Source organism: Paenibacillus sp. FW104-T2 (genome assembly GCF_058789975.1).
Genome location: NZ_JBYTCE010000007.1, coordinates 1 through 17,302 on the forward strand (window position 1 = coordinate 1; position 17,302 = coordinate 17,302).

The 17,302-nt window shown below is 48.4% G+C and carries 14 protein-coding genes and 2 tRNA genes; 10 read left to right on the forward strand and 6 right to left on the reverse strand.

Translation table 11 applies throughout. The annotated features are described in order from the left end of the window. The 3 genes from AC3WQ3_RS10605 to AC3WQ3_RS10615 all read left to right on the forward strand — a co-directional run bounded on the left by AC3WQ3_RS10605 (nucleotide 1) and on the right by AC3WQ3_RS10615 (nucleotide 946). A tRNA-Pro gene (locus tag AC3WQ3_RS10605) sits at nucleotides 1–73 on the forward strand. Between the two features lie 13 nt (nucleotides 74–86). After that, nucleotides 87–157, forward strand: a tRNA-Gly gene (locus AC3WQ3_RS10610). Between the two features lie 183 nt (nucleotides 158–340). Continuing rightward, nucleotides 341–946 (forward strand): short chain dehydrogenase, encoded by a 606-nt coding sequence (locus AC3WQ3_RS10615; protein ID WP_492472241.1) that lies wholly within the window; start codon nucleotides 341–343, stop codon nucleotides 944–946. Nucleotides 947–1,151: 205 nt separating this feature from the next. On the opposite strand, the gene AC3WQ3_RS10620 is transcribed toward AC3WQ3_RS10615, so the two are convergent. Next, nucleotides 1,152–2,009, reverse strand: coding sequence for a hypothetical protein (locus AC3WQ3_RS10620; RefSeq protein WP_492472242.1), 858 nt, complete (start codon nucleotides 2,007–2,009; stop codon nucleotides 1,152–1,154). Nucleotides 2,010–2,137: 128 nt separating this feature from the next. Further along, nucleotides 2,138–3,055, reverse strand: coding sequence for a LysR substrate-binding domain-containing protein (locus AC3WQ3_RS10625; RefSeq protein ID WP_154896463.1), 918 nt, complete (start codon nucleotides 3,053–3,055; stop codon nucleotides 2,138–2,140). 406 nt (nucleotides 3,056–3,461) lie between these two features. Here AC3WQ3_RS10625 and AC3WQ3_RS10630 point away from each other — a divergent pair, with 406 nt between their 5' ends. The 4 genes from AC3WQ3_RS10630 (at nucleotide 3,462) to AC3WQ3_RS10645 (ending at nucleotide 8,882) form a co-directional block, all read left to right on the forward strand. Further along, nucleotides 3,462–4,475 carry an ABC transporter ATP-binding protein gene (locus AC3WQ3_RS10630; protein WP_492472243.1) on the forward strand — a complete coding sequence of 338 codons (1,014 nt, stop codon included), beginning with the start codon at nucleotides 3,462–3,464 and terminating at the stop codon, nucleotides 4,473–4,475. Nucleotides 4,476–4,548: 73 nt separating this feature from the next. Continuing rightward, entirely contained in the window at nucleotides 4,549–5,616 is a 1,068-nt protein-coding gene (locus AC3WQ3_RS10635; protein ID WP_492472244.1) for an ABC transporter substrate-binding protein, read from the forward strand. Nucleotides 5,617–5,694: 78 nt separating this feature from the next. Then, a complete protein-coding gene (locus AC3WQ3_RS10640; protein WP_492472373.1) occupies nucleotides 5,695–7,380 on the forward strand; it encodes an ABC transporter permease in 1,686 nt (561 codons plus the stop codon). Beyond that, nucleotides 7,377–8,882, forward strand: a complete 1,506-nt coding sequence (locus AC3WQ3_RS10645) for an MBL fold metallo-hydrolase (protein ID WP_492472245.1) — start codon at nucleotides 7,377–7,379, stop codon at nucleotides 8,880–8,882. Before AC3WQ3_RS10640 ends, AC3WQ3_RS10645 begins: the two co-directional genes overlap by 4 nt. Nucleotides 8,883–8,977: 95 nt before the next feature. Here AC3WQ3_RS10645 and AC3WQ3_RS10650 read toward each other — a convergent pair whose 3' ends face one another. Both AC3WQ3_RS10650 and AC3WQ3_RS10655 read right to left on the reverse strand, forming a co-directional pair. Next, complete coding sequence (locus AC3WQ3_RS10650) at nucleotides 8,978–9,538, reverse strand: GerMN domain-containing protein (RefSeq protein ID WP_492472246.1); 561 nt, start codon at nucleotides 9,536–9,538, stop codon at nucleotides 8,978–8,980. A 32-nt stretch (nucleotides 9,539–9,570) separates the two neighbouring features. Continuing rightward, nucleotides 9,571–10,983 carry an N-acetylmuramoyl-L-alanine amidase family protein gene (locus AC3WQ3_RS10655; protein ID WP_492472247.1) on the reverse strand — a complete coding sequence of 471 codons (1,413 nt, stop codon included), beginning with the start codon at nucleotides 10,981–10,983 and terminating at the stop codon, nucleotides 9,571–9,573. 324 nt (nucleotides 10,984–11,307) lie between these two features. Here AC3WQ3_RS10655 and AC3WQ3_RS10660 point away from each other — a divergent pair, with 324 nt between their 5' ends. Then, a complete protein-coding gene (locus AC3WQ3_RS10660) occupies nucleotides 11,308–12,534 on the forward strand; it encodes an anhydro-N-acetylmuramic acid kinase (protein ID WP_492472248.1) in 1,227 nt (408 codons plus the stop codon). 123 nt (nucleotides 12,535–12,657) lie between these two features. Then, nucleotides 12,658–13,497 (forward strand): MurR/RpiR family transcriptional regulator, encoded by an 840-nt coding sequence (locus tag AC3WQ3_RS10665; RefSeq protein ID WP_127539240.1) that lies wholly within the window; start codon nucleotides 12,658–12,660, stop codon nucleotides 13,495–13,497. 157 nt (nucleotides 13,498–13,654) lie between these two features. Here AC3WQ3_RS10665 and murQ read toward each other — a convergent pair whose 3' ends face one another. Together murQ and AC3WQ3_RS10675 are read right to left on the reverse strand one after the other, a co-directional pair. Continuing rightward, nucleotides 13,655–14,560, reverse strand: a complete 906-nt coding sequence (murQ, locus tag AC3WQ3_RS10670; protein WP_492472249.1) for an N-acetylmuramic acid 6-phosphate etherase — start codon at nucleotides 14,558–14,560, stop codon at nucleotides 13,655–13,657. Nucleotides 14,561–14,582: 22 nt separating this feature from the next. Then, nucleotides 14,583–15,548 carry an N-acetylglucosamine kinase gene (locus AC3WQ3_RS10675; RefSeq protein WP_492472250.1) on the reverse strand — a complete coding sequence of 322 codons (966 nt, stop codon included), beginning with the start codon at nucleotides 15,546–15,548 and terminating at the stop codon, nucleotides 14,583–14,585. Between the two features lie 350 nt (nucleotides 15,549–15,898). Here AC3WQ3_RS10675 and AC3WQ3_RS10680 point away from each other — a divergent pair, with 350 nt between their 5' ends. Further along, nucleotides 15,899–17,251: an ABC transporter substrate-binding protein gene (locus AC3WQ3_RS10680; RefSeq protein ID WP_127539069.1), complete on the forward strand. Its 1,353-nt coding sequence runs from the start codon at nucleotides 15,899–15,901 to the stop codon at nucleotides 17,249–17,251. Nucleotides 17,252–17,302 lie beyond the last annotated feature (51 nt).

Here is a 17,302-nt window from a genome sequence, read left to right on the forward strand (position 1 = left end):
GGGATGTAGCTCAGCTTGGTAGAGCACCTGGTTTGGGACCAGGGGGTCGCATGTTCAAATCGTGTCATCCCGATTTTTATGATTATGCGGGTGTAGTTCAATGGTAGAACTTTAGCCTTCCAAGCTAATAGCGTGGGTTCGATTCCCATCACCCGCTTACAGTAAGCCTCTTGCCTTGTGCAAGAGGTTTTTTTCATTTATTAATAATCTCATGTGTACTTCATCTTATATGAACAGCTCAGACTTGAATAACTTGCTCTCGCCGAATGATTTTGTTTAAATAGGTAGAAACAGAATTATCTTGGTTAAAAATGGTTCGGATCTAAAGGGGAGGAATCGTGTGAAAAGAGCTCTTGTTATTGGAGGACATGGAACGTTAGGAAAGGCGATTGTTGCCAAATTGAATAAGCTGTCTGTAGAAGTGGTTACAGCAGGTAGAAGCTCAGGTGATTATCAGGTCGATATGACTTCAACGGACAGCATTAAGGCTCTTTTTGAAACTGTGCAAAACATTGATTACGTCATTGTCGCTGCTGGGCAGACACATTATGCGAAACTGGAAGAGCTGACCCCTGAGAACAACATGATCAGTGTACAGAGCAAATTGCTGGGTCAGGTCAACATCGTGTTGATTGGACAACACTATATCAATGACAATGGGAGTTTCACACTGGTTAGTGGCATTATCAAGGATCATCCTATTGCACAAGGTGCTTCAAGTGCTATGGCCAACGGGGCAATCGATGCGTTTGCCAAAGCGGCAGCTTACGAAATGCCAAGAGGTATTCGTTTGAATTCGGTCAGCCCTAATTTGTTTGAAGAGTCGGCTGAGAAATATAGAGACTTTTTCATTGGTTTTAACCCGGTACCTGTGGAACGAGTGGCTAATACGTTTATTCAAAGTGCGCTGGGCATCGAAACGGCACAAACCTTTAAAGTATACTAAATATTCAGAATAGGATGATCAATTAATCATTGAATCGCCAGAAAGTTACTGCGGGCAGCATGTAGTTGATCTCCATAAAACTAAGCATGCTAAAATAGGATGATATATCTTAGGATACGCCCAAAGTAAAAATCACAAAGGACATTAACAGGATAAACCTGCTAATGTCCTTTTGGTTATATCTATGCTTTGTCATTCCAGACAATTAGTATCTTTCCAAAATCGTTTGAGTCTTTAAGCCATCGGCAGGTATAAGCCAGTTGTTGCTTTCCAACACTTGCAGCAGCTCGGTACGCAGGGCGGATACGGCTGCAGCATCTTCGGTTTTGAAAGAAACCTCTACAAGATTCTCGAAACCTGTACCATCTGCGTTACGAATAGGCCATACTTCAAACGACAGCTCTTGTCCATTCCATGTGCCTTCATAGCGTTGGAACGTTACAGGGCCATGAGCACGGGATTGTGAAAGCGTTTGTTTACCCCAGTTGGAAGAAGACCAGTTTTTCAGTTTGCCTGGCAGCTTGTCCAGCAGCATATCGAGCGCATCCTTCTCGGAAGGGAGCTGCACGCCTGTAGCTTTGGTATCCACCTTTTTGGTATTGGAGAAGCTCAGCGTTTGTTTACCATAACCCCAATCGATCTCAGCCTCATAGTTATCATCTGATGCATCAAATCCCTCTTGATTAGCCAAGGTCAGTGCAGCGTTAATGTCACCGTTAATTACGGGATAGCGCTTTTTGTAGGTCAATTCATAGTTGTTTTTGTCATCCTTCTTCCGGAAACGGACGTCCCATCCCGCTTGGTTCAGATTCAGCGCATTGGTGTCAAAGTACTCAGCGCTGATGTTTCTCGGTGTAGAATCCAGGGACAACGTCTGAATAACTTCACTGCGAGGTGTTCCATCCGAGTTCAATACCAGTTCCGGTTTAGCCAGAAACTTCACTTCGTAGGCAGGTACGGCATTGGCCGCCGCTGATGTCTGAGGTGCCTGGAACGCCAGACTACTCCCTAATGTGACGATACTCAGCATCAATGAGGTTGTTACCTTTTTCCACGTTTTCAAAACCAATCACTCCCTAGGCTGGATTAATGTACAGACCCACTTTAGCGCCCGAGTATATGAAAGTGATTAACGTTGGACGAGCATTGCGTTAACCCTGCATAGATTTGATGAATGGCGAACGAGAGTTTTTATGGGATCAAGCCAAGAAATGAAGGGGAGCCCGTGACTCCTTCCTGAAGAACTTCCTTGAACCGATTCATTTGAACAGAAGGGTGTCGATCCTTATTATGTACCGTGTATATATGCCTAGGGGCTTGTTCCCCGGGAATGGGCAGAACTTGAATCAAGCCATGCTGCTCCTCCCACTGTACGGCCATGCGCGACATGAATGAAATATGACCTCCGAGCAGAACTAGCTGCTTGATTGCCTCGAGTGAGTCCATCTCTACCGTACTTCGGAGCCGCACGGCATGCTGTTCCAACCATTGGTTGGTCAAACGCCGAGTACTCGACTCGTTCCCATGCAGGGCGAAGGGAATCTGAGAAATGTGGTCAGGCTCCAGCACTTCTCTACTAGCCAGAGCATGCTGAGGAGCACAGATTAATACCAGATCATCTGCGCATAGCGGATCGGCTTGAAGGATCGGACCAATAAACGGTTCAGAAGAGATTACTCCCAGATCAATCTGGTGCCGCATTAACATCTCGCGAATGACAGGCGATGGTTTGACCGATAACACAATACGAATACCGGGAAACTCCTGTGAGAATGTATTTAGCATCGGAGGCAGCAGATAGGTTGCAGGTACATAACTCGCCCCAATGTGAAGCGTGCCCCGGTAGAGGCTGTCGTATTCTTTGACTACCCGGCGGGCCTCCTGGGTCAGGGCATTGATCTTAACGGAATAATGAAGCAGGGCTTGTCCAGCCTCCGTTAGAAACGTCTTCCCGCTGCGCGATTCGAATAATCGCACTCCCATCTCTTCCTCCAGTGATTTCATATGAAACGTAACCGTGGGCTGCTTGATTCCCAGAATCTCTGCGACACTGGTCATGTGATGATGCTTGTCAATCAGCTCTACAATTTGCAGTTTAATGAGGTTCAACGAACTCACACTCCTCTCCCTTATACAGGGTCTCCATAATAGAAGATAATTTAATGCTTGTTTTCATAAACACGGAGAGTACAGGACCAATCTGAAAAAGCGAAGCTAAAAGCTTTCTGAAAGAAAGCTGCTTCGGAAGCATACGCTTCGCCTTGATCCCCTGATGTCTCCCTTAGAAAAGGGAATCAAGGAAATCCGGAGATAACAGCAAACAGCGATCGGAAGATGGTGCTGTTATCGATGTAACCAAATGAAAAATGGATTTGAATCACCTTATATAGATTTAATCTATGAACATCAACAGAATTCATCTAAAAAGTTAATTTCATTTTTACATTTCTAACATACAACTCGCGAGAGCGGGAGTTAGACTGAGTACAGTACAAGAAGACAGGCAGGGATGCTTATGAAAATGGAGATTTCAGGAATTCAAAAATCATTCAATCGCACGCCTGCACTATTGCCCACGGATCTAACGCTTCAGCATGGTCAGTTTACAACGCTGCTTGGTCCATCAGGCTGCGGCAAAACCACATTGCTGCGGATGCTTGCTGGACTGGAACAGCCGGATGCAGGAGAGATTGTTGCGGGTGATCATTGCATCTTCTCAGCTGCCAAGCGGATTGATGTACCCACCCATAAGCGTAATCTGGGCATGGTGTTTCAGGATTTTGCATTATGGCCGCATATGACGGTATATGAAAATGTGGCATTTGGCTTGAGGGCCGGAAAGCAGAAAACAAATTTACGGCAGAAGGTAACCGAAGCACTTGGCATGGTTCGCCTGCAAGGCATGGAAGATCGTTATCCTCATCAGCTGTCAGGTGGACAGCAGCAGCGGGTTGCTTTTGCCAGAGCGGTAGCCGTAAGACCTGGTGTAATTCTGTTCGATGAACCGCTTAGTGCACTCGATGCAGTACTGCGGGAAGAAATGCGGATTGAGATGATGTCTCTCGTTCGGGATATGGGGCTAACCGCACTATATGTCACTCACGATCAGGTTGAGGCGATGTCGATGTCGGATGAGATTGTGGTCATGGAGAAGGGGCGGATATTGCAAAAAGGTAGTCCCGAGACGATCTACTCATCGCCAAGCGATCCGTTTGTTGCTTCGTTTATCGGCAAATCCAACTGGCTGACACCGAATCAGTCCATGGTACGGCCGGAGCATGTGACCTGGAACAGGACAAGTCATGACGACCTGCGTTACCAGGCCACGGTACTGAGTGTCAGCTATGTAGGGGAGCGTTATGAAATCCGGGTTCAAATGGAAGGGCTAGGCATATGGACGGCTTACCTGGATCGAAGGGTCCGCGTAGGCGAGCAGGTTCAGCTGTATATCTCGCCGGATCGTATCTGCCGTATGAACGGGCAGGATAGCATGGATGCAAAGCGGGAAGTTATAGCTGCAGCGAACTAGATGCTTAAATTAGGAAATGAGAAGAAGTTTAAGTTTACTCGAAAAAACATATAACCAAGGGAGATGGAATGTGATGTTGGGAATGAAAACACGGAAAAAAAGTGCATTGCTGCTGTTAACAGCGGTGATGAGCATTAGCTTGTTCGGATGCAGTACGAACTCAAACGCTGGAAACGCAGGACAATCTGCGGGAGAAGGAAGCGCTGCAGCAGCACAACCAACCGAAACAGCAGGCGGCAAACTGGTGCTCTATAGTGCAGGGCCGCAAAAGCTGGCAGATAATATTGTGAGCGGGTTTACAGCCAAAACAGGGATTGAAGTAGAGATGTTCCAGGGAACAACCGGTAAAATCCTCGCCCGTATGGAGGCAGAGAAATCCAATCCTGTAGCCGATGTAGTCATTCTAGCCTCTTTGCCTTCAGCACAGGCGCTCAAAGCTGACGGTTTGACGCTCCCATACCCTGAAGCAGCCAATGCCGACAAGCTGAACAAGGACTGGTCAGATGCAGAAGGTAACTATTTCAGTTCAAGTGCTTCGGCACTCGGAATTGTGTACAATACCAAGCTGGTGTCTACTCCACCGACAAGCTGGGCGGAACTTGCTACACCAGCCTGGAAAGACGCTGTAAATATTCCGGATCCAACGCTGTCTGGCTCTGCACTGGACTTCATTACAGGGTACCTGAGTGTGAACGGTGACCAAGGGTGGGATCTGCTGGACAGCTACAAAGCGAACGGTGTGGCCATGGCGGGTGCGAACCAGGAAGCTCTTGATCCGGTAATTACGGGAGCCAAAAGCATCGTAGCGGCAGGTGTTGATTACATGGCCTATTCCTCCAAGGATAAAGGCGAACCACTGGATATCGTATATCCAGCAGAAGGGACTGTAATCAGCCCACGACCGGCTGCCATCCTGAAATCAAGCCCGAATGTAGAAAACGCCAAGGCGTTTATCGACTATCTGTTGTCCGATGAAGCGCAGAAGCTGGTTGCCGATGCGTACCTGATTCCGGGCCGTGAAGATATTGAAGCGACCAACCGGGCCAATCTGAAAGATATCCCGCAGCTGAAAGTGGACTGGAACTGGATGAGTGAACACGGTGATGAAACAGCGGCTCGTTTCTCCGAGATTTTCAAATAAGACGGCTGAAACAAACTGAAGAACATTCGGCAACACGTGTGACGAGTGTTTGGGTGGAAGTCATGTGAGGTGAAATCAGTGAAACCTGTTGTACTGGACAACAACCGTATTTTTCGGAGAGTGGGCGTGATTCTGGCCCTCTTTCTGCTGACTATAAGTATTGGCGTACCTTTGCTGCTGATTTTCTGGCAGAGCGTGTATCCGGATGGACAATGGGACTGGATGGCTCCGATCCGGACGATTACTGGTCATCATTTGTCGGGTGTGCTGCTCAATTCTGTCTGGCTCGGCATCTGTGTTGTTGCCGTCACCACCTTGCTGGCTATGCCATTGGCCTGGATGATGGCCAAGACCCGAATGGGCCAGCACCGCTGGGTGGATGTGATCCTGATGATTCCGTTCATGACACCACCGTATATCGGCTCCATGGGCTGGATATTATTTATGCAAAAAGGAGGATACCTGCAGCAGTGGGTGCCATCAGCTGAGAGATGGAGTGAGCTCTTCTTCAGTTTCTGGGGCATGGTGCTGATTATGAGCCTGCATCTATTCCCGTTTCTGTACTTGCTGCTGCGGGATGCGTTGATTCGCATCGGCGGCAATCTGGAAGAGGCAGGATCGGTGCACGGGGCACCGGCGGGATACCGTTTCAGACGCATTATATTACCCTTACTGCTATCTTCCTATGGGATGGGGATCATGCTTGTTTTTGTCAAAACGATTGCAGAATTCGGAACTCCAGCCACCTTCGGCCGTCGTATCGGGTACTACGTCATGACCTCGGAGATCCACAAATATATCTCCAGTTGGCCGATTGACTTCGGTAAGGCCACCTCACTGGCATCGGTCTTGTTATCCGTATGTCTCGTAATGTGGTACATGCAATCTGCCATGAGTCGTAAATTCACGTACCGCCTAGTGGGGGGCAAAGGACAGCGGTCCAAACGGTATTCCCTTCGCGGAGGAGCTGGCTGGCTATGCGGTCTGTATCTTGCGGTACTTCTCATTCTCTCCGTGGGGATTCCGTACTTCTCCATTATTGCCGCGTCGACGATGAAGCTGCGCGGGACCGGATTGTCTCTGGACAATGTAACACTGGATCACTATCGGGATCTGCTCTCCTGGGGCTCGGTTAGCATGAAAGCCATCGGAAATAGCCTGGGATTATCCCTCGCCGCTTCCACCGTTGCGGTTGTGATTGGTACAGGTTTTGCGCTGGCGATTGGTAAGTCATCCTCATTCATGCAGCGTGTCATCGATCTGTTCAGCTTGCTTCCCAACACCGTACCGGGCATTGTCATGGTTGTGGGTTTGATCCTGTTCTGGAATTCACCTTGGATGCCTGTCACCCTGTATAACACGTACGGGATGGTGGTTCTGACGTATGTCGTACTTTTCCTGCCTTATACGGTGCAGTACGTGAAATCGAGCTTTACCCAGATCGATGGTACTTTGTTTCAGGCAGGGCAGGTGTTTGGCGGAAAGCCGCTGTATATCCTTCGGCGCATTCTTGTGCCACTGATCATTCCCGGCATGCTGGCCGGTTGGATGATGACATTCACCATTGCTACACGCGAGCTCGTAGGCTCATTGTTGATTCTCCCGCCTTCCATGCAGACATCGGCAACGTATATCTTTGCACAGTTTGAACAAGGCCAGGTGTCGCTCGGAATGGCCATGGCGGTTGTAACGGTCGGCATGACCGTACTGATGCTGCTCGGCATTGAACTACTGAATTCAAAGAGAAAGTGGAATGCATCATGATCAAACTGAACGTATGGGGTGGGGCAGGCGAGCATGGCCGCTCTGCCTATCTCTTGAGCGGAGACAGGACTCACATTTTAATGGATTGTGGCGTGAAAAAAGAAGGAGCGGGAGCATACCCGCTTATCCAGCCTGAACTTGTATCAACGCTGGATGCTGTTCTGCTGTCCCACGCGCATGAGGATCATTCCGTTGCTATTCCCTTATTGTATAAAATGGGCTATCAGGGTGAAGTATGGACGACACGTGAGACAAGGGAGCAGCTGAACACCTATTTCAGGGCGTGGCGCAGCAATCTGGAGCGTGCAGGATATGAACTTCCGTATGAGGAAACAGACGTGGAGTCCATACGTTACAGGTATCTGGAGGATCAGGCGAGGCCTGGGATCTGGTTCGAGATGATTCCGGGTCTGCACGTGTTATGGGGACGCAGTGGTCACCTTGCAGGATCGGTATGGTTTGCACTTGAGATGGAGGGTAAACGGATCTTCTATTCCGGAGACTATACGTCCGAGTCCATGCTTTTACAGGAAGATTGTGCGGCAGAGGCGCTGAGATTGGCAAGCCTGTTCCAGGGCAAGGAGCACAAAAGCAGCCGTATAAATAATTTTCTATTGTCTCAGGGCATTGCTGTTAGTGATGGCATACCATTTGCTGGAGAACCTCGGGTGGAACTAGCGATAGCAAATGAGAATTCAGGAATTTCCGAGGTATCCTTGACTCCTTCGTTAACAAAGAGAAGCTTGAATCAGCCGATGGATCTGGCGATTGTGGATGCTGCATATGGAACGGACCGGGATACGCAGGCAGACAAGCTGGAACAATTGGACCGTGCTATACGCCAGACCATTGCTCGGGGTGGTAAGGTTCTGCTGCCAATGCCCTCGGTAGGCCGTGGTCAGGAGATCATATTATGGGCACAAGAGCGATTCAATGGCGTTCCAATTATCGTTGAACAGGGGCTAGTAGATGGCATGAAGCAGCTGCTGCGTGTCCCTTACTGGCTGAGAGAACAGGGAACACATCTCAAGGGTCCGATAACGGGCACCATTGAACGATTTTTAAATGGCCAGCCTTGGAATCTGCCCAAAAGTCAGGAGGATCGGGAGCGACTGATGAATCAATATGGTGCTTCCCTATGGTTTATTCCCGACGGCATGATGCAATCTTCGCTTGCCCGTTGGTACTATAGCCAGCTGGCGGAGAGTGGTGAGAACCTGATCCTGCTCACCGGGCATGCGGCTGTTGGTACTTTTGCACAGAAGCTAGCACAGAATCCGGCGGAGCATGGGGTCTGTGAGGTGCAGAAGATCCGTTATAAAGTGCATCAAGGCTGGCTGGATGTCGAGAGAATGCTGCAGCGGCTGCCTGCTCGGCATACCTTGCTTGTGCATGCAGACAAGGCTGAGACGGACAGATTGAGAGAGGGCCTGATCAAAAATAGCCCATCACCGGAAGCAAAGGTACATTCATTGTCTCCCGGAGATGAGCTCTATGTCTAAACATTAAATTAGAGTGAGATCAATGCATTATAATGCCATAAAGCATCAGTTGAGAGCGTCCTTGGGGACGTTCTTTGCATTTTATTATTTAAGGTCTAGGGCTCACGTTGAATGGGGTGCTCAAGTTCCGAGTGACCCATCAGGCTATCCAGTGCTTCACCATCTACAAGCACTTCCAATTGATTTATTTCATCAAACTGAAACATCGTTGTGGTTAAAGCTTCCAAGGCCAGCAATTCTCCACTGCTGCCAAGCTTGGCTTCATCGGGGATATGCACATCCAAAGTCAACGTATCCTCGGCAGATTGGACGGAGAGCAGTTCAACCTTTTCCCATAGAGAGACCAGCTCAGTATCGTCATTGTTTTGCAAGGCTTCAAATGTTTTTTTGTATTTTTCGTCGTTCTCTACAAACTCCAGCTCAACTTCTCTTTTTTCCAGTTCCAGCACCTGTGTATCCGCGAAGTATACTTCAACTGTCTGCTTCTCTTCCTTGTTCGGCTCAACCTGAGTCCCGCCATTGTTGGAAGGCTGTACGCTTCCGGAATGGTTGGGTTCATTCGTTCCGGATTCACTGACTGGCTTCTGGGCACACCCTGCGGCCATGATAAGAATGAACAAGAATAGTAGTCCGTATCCCATCTTTCGTTTCAACAAATCACATCCTCCGTTTGGTTTAACGTTATATTTTATATCCCTAGATATTCCTTGATTCCATCAACTATTGCTTGTGCAGCTTTTGTCTGAACTTCTTCGGATGACATGGCCTTCTCTTCAGCAGCATTGCTCAGGAAACCAATTTCCAGGAGCACAGCAGGCATGGTGGTTTCCCGTATCACCTGCAAGTTGCCATTCTTGACACGCCTATCCTTGAATCCCAGAGCCTTCACCAAACGTTCATGAATGATATTGGCCAGGTCCTTGCTGCTGCTGCGCTGATAATAAAAGGTTTCTGTACCTGATGCCTGAGGTGAGGATGTTGCACTGTTGCCGTGTATAGAGACAAAGACATCCGCATTTAACTCATTCGCCAGTTGAACGCGCTCGGAACGTGTGGGATAGATATCGCTGTCACGTGTCATGACCAGCTCAATATCCGGCTCATTGAGCAGAAGAGCTTGTACTTTTAAACCCAATGCCAGAACGTATTCCTTCTCCGGTTTATTGGTGATACTTATGGTCCCTGGGTCACTGCCTCCGTGACCTGGATCAATCACGACGACTTTGCGTCCTGTATCGATGCCGGGAGTCACTGGCACGGGAGTTACGCTGTCCCCCGAAACGTTGAGATCGATAAGCAGCTTGTCGGCAATCACGTTTTGATCGAACTGCAAGTCCTTCACATTGTTCAATTCAACCACAATCCGAACTTGTCCGGGATCTCGTTTAAATAGGGAATATCTCACTTCCGATACATTGGGATATCCGGTTACATCCAGCTTTCCATTAAGCCCCTGATCAAGTGGCTGTGCCAGGTCACCAAAGACCGTTCCAGGCAAATCCACAACCAGTCGATCCGGGTTCTTCAAGGTGGATATGACAGGCTGCACTTGTTCCCCATCCATGGACACGACAAGCTGATTATCGGCAAAAACAATATCTGTTACATGGGTTAACGACGTGGTGTCGCTACCTGAATCATCTCCAGATGCTTCGGTGGGCTCATTATTGCTGCCAGTTAAGTATACGATCTTCTCCTGGTTGTTCCACTTTACGCTAAGCCCCATCTGTTCACTGACAAAACGAATGGGTACCACCAGCGTTTTGTTTAAAATTTGTGGAGCCGTATTCAGGGTAACCTGTTTGTCAGCAACCATGGCTTGCTTCTGATCAACGGTGAGAGATATCACTTTTTCATTTTGCTGTATCTTCACCTGACGGGCTTGTTGATTCCAGTCGACATCAAACTTCAAATTTTCCGCAACGACTCGGATCGGGATCATGACATTTTTATTGACGATGGTCACCTGAACGTCATTCGGAAGAGACAATTGCTCTCCATTCAAGAAGATTTTAGACGTGTTTGCAGCGGCATTTCCCTGAATAGGAAACAGAAAAAGGAAGAACAGGCTCAGAAACATAAGTACAATGATTTTCTTCATGATTACACCTCAACATTTTTAGAGCTTGTAACTCACCGACATGGAAATTCAGATTTCCCATCGGTAAAAAACAATTCATCTCCCATAATTTTACTACAATATATAAACAACAAAATTGTAAAAATGTTTCTTTTATTGATTTATTTAATTTATGTATAGAGAAATTGTACTGATTTACACTGTATTTAAAAGGAATTACGTATGTTAAATGGATGAGTGTAATTAAATTTCATGATATAATTGACTTGTGAAATTTTATATCATATACTGGGTGAAATTATGGCAGGATTCGTGGACATGAAGTTTGGCAGGAGGTAGGAGAACATGGATACAGGCAGCTATCCGATGTGGGAACAGTATCGCTTGAAGCAAGATCATTACGTCATAGGGCTGATGTCCGGAACATCCCTTGATGGGACAGATGCAGCTCTGGTACACATTCAGACGGATGCCAGCGGGGCATTAGCCAATATCCGCCTGATGGATTTCATCTGTGTTCCATATTCAAATGAGCTGAGGAACGTATTGATTCGATTGTGTTCTCCAGAAACAGCGAGGGTGGATGACCTGACGACGGCACACTTCGGCGTTTCAGAGTGGTACGCACACAGTGTCATGAAGCTGATTCATTCGGCAGGCCTCTCGCCTGGACAAGTGGATGCGATCAGTATGCACGGACAAACCGTGTGGCACTCGCCAGTCCCGTCAGCGTTTCCCGGACCGGAGGGGAGTCTTCAAGTGGCATCCACATTGCAGATCGGTGAAGGTGCCGTCGTGCGGGAACGGACCGGACTGCCGGTGATCAGTAACCTGCGTGCAAGAGATGTAGCTGCTGGCGGGGAGGGAGCACCGCTCACACCATATGCGGATGCTCTTATGTTTCGCAGCACGACAGAGGGGCGACTGGTACAGAATATCGGCGGTATTGGCAATGTGACCGTGCTTCCAGCTGTTTCATCTCTAGTAGGCATCTCTGCATTTGATACAGGACCGGGAAACATGGTGATAGATGCCATTGTGCGACAGGAAACGAACGGCAGACAGCATTATGACCCCAATGGAAGCATTGCCGCCAAGGGGACACCTGACCAGGACCTGGTGAAGCTGTGTCTGGACGACGATTATTTCAGAAGAATGCCTCCCAAAAGCACCGGGCGGGAGGTTTACGGTGCTGCTTATGCAGAGCGTTTGATGGACCTGTCAGCTGCACGTTCCTTATCCCTGGAAGATACTTTGGCTACGGCCACTTGTTTGACAGCAGAGACCATTGTGCGGGCTGTAGAGGACTTTGTGCTGCCGAATGTACCGATCTCGGCCATGCTGGCTTGCGGCGGGGGGACTTCGAATGCCACATTAATGAAAATGATTCAAGGGAGACTTCCGAAAGGTATTCGATTGGAGCAGACCACAGATTATGGCATACCAGACGATGCCCGCGAAGCTATTGGTTTTGCCCTCCTGGGTCATGAAGCATTAATGGGTAGAACAAATACGCTTCCTGAGGTTACTGGGGCCAGGCATGCTGTCATCTCAGGTACACTTACACTGTAGATACGTGGTTACGGTCCGGCAGCAGAATGGCTGAAGAGAGTTTACTGATTAGACTCGAGTGAAATTATAGGATAAAATGCTTGTACATGAACACAGTACGGAAAGGTGGAACGAATGGAAGGCATGAAAGGTGGACTCGTACGTTTACGCGCATTAATGGATGACCTGACCCCGTCGGAACGGAAGATCGGGGCCTACATTCTCGATCATCCTCAAGAGACGGTCCAGTCTTCCGTGGCACAGCTGTCCGAACGGAGTGGTGGCAGCCCGGCTGCCATTATTCGTTTGTGCAAATCATTGGGGGTATCCGGATTTCAGGAGCTGAAGCTGAAGATTGCGGGCGATTTGCAAACGGGTGAGCAATATCACTATACGGAGATTCGTCCTCAGGACTCGATGGAGAGCATCATTCAGCATGTATCCGCAAACAATATCCAATCGGTGAAGGACACGGTCCATATATTGGACCCACGACTGGTTGAGCAGGCAGTTGATGCACTGCACCGGGCAAAGCGAATTTTTTTCTATGGCGTTGGGGCCTCGAACCTGATTGCGCTGGATGCACATTACAAGTTCATGCGAATCAATCGCACAAGCTTTTCGTTTGCGGATCCGCACATGCAAATTTCCTCTTCCACTACCCTTCGTGAAGATGATGCCGTTGTATGTATCTCCTACTCGGGGGAAACCTCAAATGTCATTTCGTGTCTGAAGCATGCTCTCGAAGGCGGAGCAGCAACAATCAGCATTACGAAATGGGGTAGTAACACGCTCAGTAGTCTGGCGGATGTACCCTTAAAGATTACGTCCACTGAAAGCGATATCCGAAGTGGAGCAACATCTTCGCGAATTGCGCAGCTGAATGTAATTGATATTCTCTACCTGGCAATTGCCAGCCGGGATTATAACCAGTCTGTTGAGTATCTGGAGAAGAGCCGTCAGGCTATTTTGGAACATAAATGATGAAGTGGAAAAATCCCTTACTGTATATAACAGAAGGGATTTTTTCTTGGGACTAATGCTGATGCTGATTGGGTTTGAAAAATAAGTGAAAAGGAGCCAAGATCAGTATCAGGCTCCTGTAAAAAAATATGAGCTAACGCATACTCTTTGCATTCGATCAGGACGGCCCTGCAATAGCAGTGCGAACGAAGCCGTCAGCCTGATCCAGTCTGCGCCTTGCTTCGAGCACATTCACGTCTGCCATCAGCATGACGATTGCTGTTTTAACATGTCCGCCTGCGGCAGTGAAGGTCTGTTCAATATCGGATTCACTCGCACCGGTGGCAAGCTGTATCATTCGCTTGGCCCGATGGACAAGCTTCTCGTTGGAGGGGTTCAAATCGACCATGAAGTTCCGGTAAACTTTGCCCAGTCTGATCATTGCTGTAGTCGTCAGCATATTCAGGATCATTTTCTGTGCACTGCCTGCCTTCATCCGAGTCGACCCCATCACAACCTCGGGGCCCATGACCGCTTCAATACTCACATCAGCCAGGAGGGCCATTGGTGTACCGGCATTATTGCTCAGGCTGATGACACCAGCTCCTTTTTCCCTCGCATACCTCATTGCTCCGATGACATAGGGAGTTCGCCCGCTGGCAGCAATGCCTACCACAACATCATTCTTATTCAGACCGTGCTCGCTCAGATCAGAGGCGCCTTGGGATTCACTATCCTCAGCTCCTTCCACAGGATCCTTCACGGCCCGAAAGCCCCCAGCAATAATGCCCTGTACCATGGAAGGTGGTGTTCCGTAAGTCGGTGGACATTCCGAAGCATCAAGTATCCCCAATCTGCCACTGGTTCCTGCACCGACATAGAACAGTCTTCCTCCCGACTGAAAGGCTTCCACAATTCGATCTGCCGCCCGTGCAATCACAGGGATGAGCGGTTGGATCAATTCGGCAATGCGCTGATCTTCCCTATTAATCAATTCCATAATCTCTGCCGAGGGCAGCTCATCTATATGATCCGTCTGCGGATTAGGCTGTTCCGTTAGCAATGAGTTAAGCATATGGTTCATCAGTATGGCCTCCTTATCTCTTTCATAGTGATCCATGAAGGGAACATCGCATTTTGGCCAGCTGTGCCGCACCAACCGCCGGAGGCGGGGCATTATCCTGCTGGACAAAGCCGAGCTCACCGTAGGTTGCCGATAGTTTGTGTATAAATTCGCTTCGGAATAAGGCAGAGTGACGGAACAGAGACCCTGACAGGACGACCTGAGCAGATTTAAATGTGATATGACGGGCAATCAGAGCCTTGGCTGTATTCGCCAGCTGCCCTGCTTCTTCAGTAATGAATGCCCTGGCAACGTCATCGCCATGTTCCCCAGCATCAACGGCAAGACGGGCTAGAGATGCTGTATCGGACTTACCCCAATCGGATTGATATACCTTCATCTTCAGTTCAATGGGAGAATGCAGGCCCAGCTCTTGTAAAATGAGTGGGGTTAGTTTGGTTGGGGGGAGAATGCCATCATGGCTCTGCATAACAGCCTGAAGCGCCCGTTGCCCGATGCGATAGCCGCTGCCTTCATCCCCAAGCAGGTGGCCCCAACCCCCAGCACGGTATCGTGCACCTTCCGGTGTAAATCCGTAAACAATAGATCCTGTACCTGATATGCATAAGACTCCCTGAGTATGCCCAAGTACGGCCATAAGGGCGATCTCCCCCTCAGATACAATCCAAACGGGACAAGCCTTCACACGCTGATGAAGACTGTTCTTGGTATAGTCTGTTACGGCTTCAGCAATCATCTGTCTCTCCTGTATGCTGTCTACACCTGACATTCCAAGACATATACCTTCACAATTTGTCGACAAATCAGTTCTTAGATTAAACAGCCCATCCAGTACCCGCCGCAGTTCTGAAATGGCCTGATCGGGCGGTACGCTGTGAGGATTGGTAGGTCCGCCGCTGAACCGGGCAAGAAGTTCACCAGATTCAGAAATGATTGCTGCATCAGTATTGGTACCGCCTCCATCAATGCCTGCATATACTCGCAACATGGCTCACCTCGCTTGCATAGGTTTTCTTTTTACATAGTATAAGAGCATAAAACGAAAAAGTAAAATTAAATTTTATGTTTAAAAATAATATTGAATTTTTATTTCATAGCTCATATAATGAACTCAATCTACAATTTTGGAAGGAATTAATACTGTTAATGTCATGTAAGTTGACGTTAATATTGCATTTAGTTGAACTCTGCATACTAGCAGGTCAATGGACGGGGAGGTGCTGTTCCTTACTGCCACACTTACGGGGTGGTTCATCATTTTTATGTTCAAAGATTTCAAAGGGGCATCGAGTTTGACAAAGGAATGATTGGGAAACGACTCGCGAAGGAGATGAAGGGATGAAGAAAAAGGGTCTGGTTTTGGCAATGGTACTAATGATGGTCTGGATTACAGCCTGCGGAAATAGCGGTGGGGCTGCTTCGGAAGACCCTAATGCAGACGATACAGTGACCGTATGGACCTATCCGGTGCATGGAACTTATGAAGACGAACTGAAAGAACTGATTGCCGACTTCAATAAAGAACACCCGAACATTACCGTGAAGACGGAGATGCTCTCCTGGGCGGAAGGACCCAAAAAGTTCGATGTGGCGCTAAATGCGGGAAATCCGCCGGATCTGTACTTCCACAGTGTGGATGGAACGTATGTAAATACGGGACTTGCGCTTGAACTGGATAGCTATCTGACTCCCGAGATCAAGGACGACTATCTGCCAGGTACGCTGGAGTTAGGGCAAATTCAAGGTAAACAGTACGGCCTGCCACTATATCAATTCCAGTGGGCTTGGGGCGGCAACAAACGTATTCTGGAGGAGGCCGGCATCGACTGGAAGTCCATTCAGCAAAATGGCTGGACCTGGTCGGAGTTCAATGAAGCAGCCTCCAAGCTCACCAAAACGCTGGATAGCGGAGCTAAGCAGTATGCGCTCGTTACCGACGGTACTTCCCTTGATTTCATTGAAATGCTCTCCCGGAATAACGGCATGATCGACGTTCTGGACCAAGAGGGTGCGTTCCAATGGAATGATGGGCGGATTCTGGATACACTCTCTTTCATCCAAAATCTGATGGACCAAGGTTACATGCCGAAGGAGACAGCAGCAATTGCCCCGGCGAAACGGACGGATATGTTCTATGCAGGAGAGACGGCCATGATCTCCAAGGCCATTCCTTATTACGATGTGATGATCCAGAACCGCAACAAGGACATTGATGATGGAAAAGTGCAGGGAGAGAAAATCGACTTTGTCCTGCTGCCTGTTCCGCATAATGACAATCAGCAAGCGGCAACCACGATGGGCGGTGAAGGATACGTAGCCTTCAAGCAGAAGAAGGACAAAGGTGAACAGCATGCCAAGAATACGTTCCTGGTTATGGAGGCGCTAAGCGGTGCAAAAGCCGGGAATTCTGCCAACGAACTTGCACTTCCTTTTGTGAGACAATCTCAAGTTGATCTGTTTGCAGGGAAAGAATTGGGGGAGCCGGATAATCTGGAGGCTGCCAAAGTGATGGCTGAGAACATTGCAATGCCTGTTGTGCTGGAGCTGGACATTGATAAGGCTTCACAGCAAAAGCAATTCAAGGAGCAGGTTGTAAAACCGAATATTCAGGCCCTGTTCTCGGGAGAGAAAACGCCAGAGCAGATTGCAGAAGACTTCAAGAGCAAAGGCCAGCAGATGTTTGGACAATAAAAAGAAAAACATAGCGCACATGTAAGACCACAATGATTAGGAGAGGAGGAT

Excerpts from the sequence above, each read along its gene's own strand:
- AC3WQ3_RS10635 (WP_492472244.1), top strand. The coding sequence starts at position 4,549 with ATGTTGGGAATGAAAACACGGAAAAAAAGTGCATTGCTGCTGTTAACA.
- AC3WQ3_RS10645 (WP_492472245.1), top strand. The coding sequence starts at position 7,377 with ATGATCAAACTGAACGTATGGGGTGGGGCAGGCGAGCATGGCCGCTCT.
- murQ (WP_492472249.1), bottom strand. The coding sequence starts at position 14,560 with ATGAACCATATGCTTAACTCATTGCTAACGGAACAGCCTAATCCGCAG.
- AC3WQ3_RS10665 (WP_127539240.1), top strand. The coding sequence starts at position 12,658 with ATGAAAGGTGGACTCGTACGTTTACGCGCATTAATGGATGACCTGACC.
- AC3WQ3_RS10630 (WP_492472243.1), top strand. The coding sequence starts at position 3,462 with ATGAAAATGGAGATTTCAGGAATTCAAAAATCATTCAATCGCACGCCT.
- AC3WQ3_RS10675 (WP_492472250.1), bottom strand. The coding sequence starts at position 15,548 with ATGTTGCGAGTATATGCAGGCATTGATGGAGGCGGTACCAATACTGAT.
- AC3WQ3_RS10655 (WP_492472247.1), bottom strand. The coding sequence starts at position 10,983 with ATGAAGAAAATCATTGTACTTATGTTTCTGAGCCTGTTCTTCCTTTTT.
- AC3WQ3_RS10680 (WP_127539069.1), top strand. The coding sequence starts at position 15,899 with ATGAAGAAAAAGGGTCTGGTTTTGGCAATGGTACTAATGATGGTCTGG.
- AC3WQ3_RS10660 (WP_492472248.1), top strand. The coding sequence starts at position 11,308 with ATGGATACAGGCAGCTATCCGATGTGGGAACAGTATCGCTTGAAGCAA.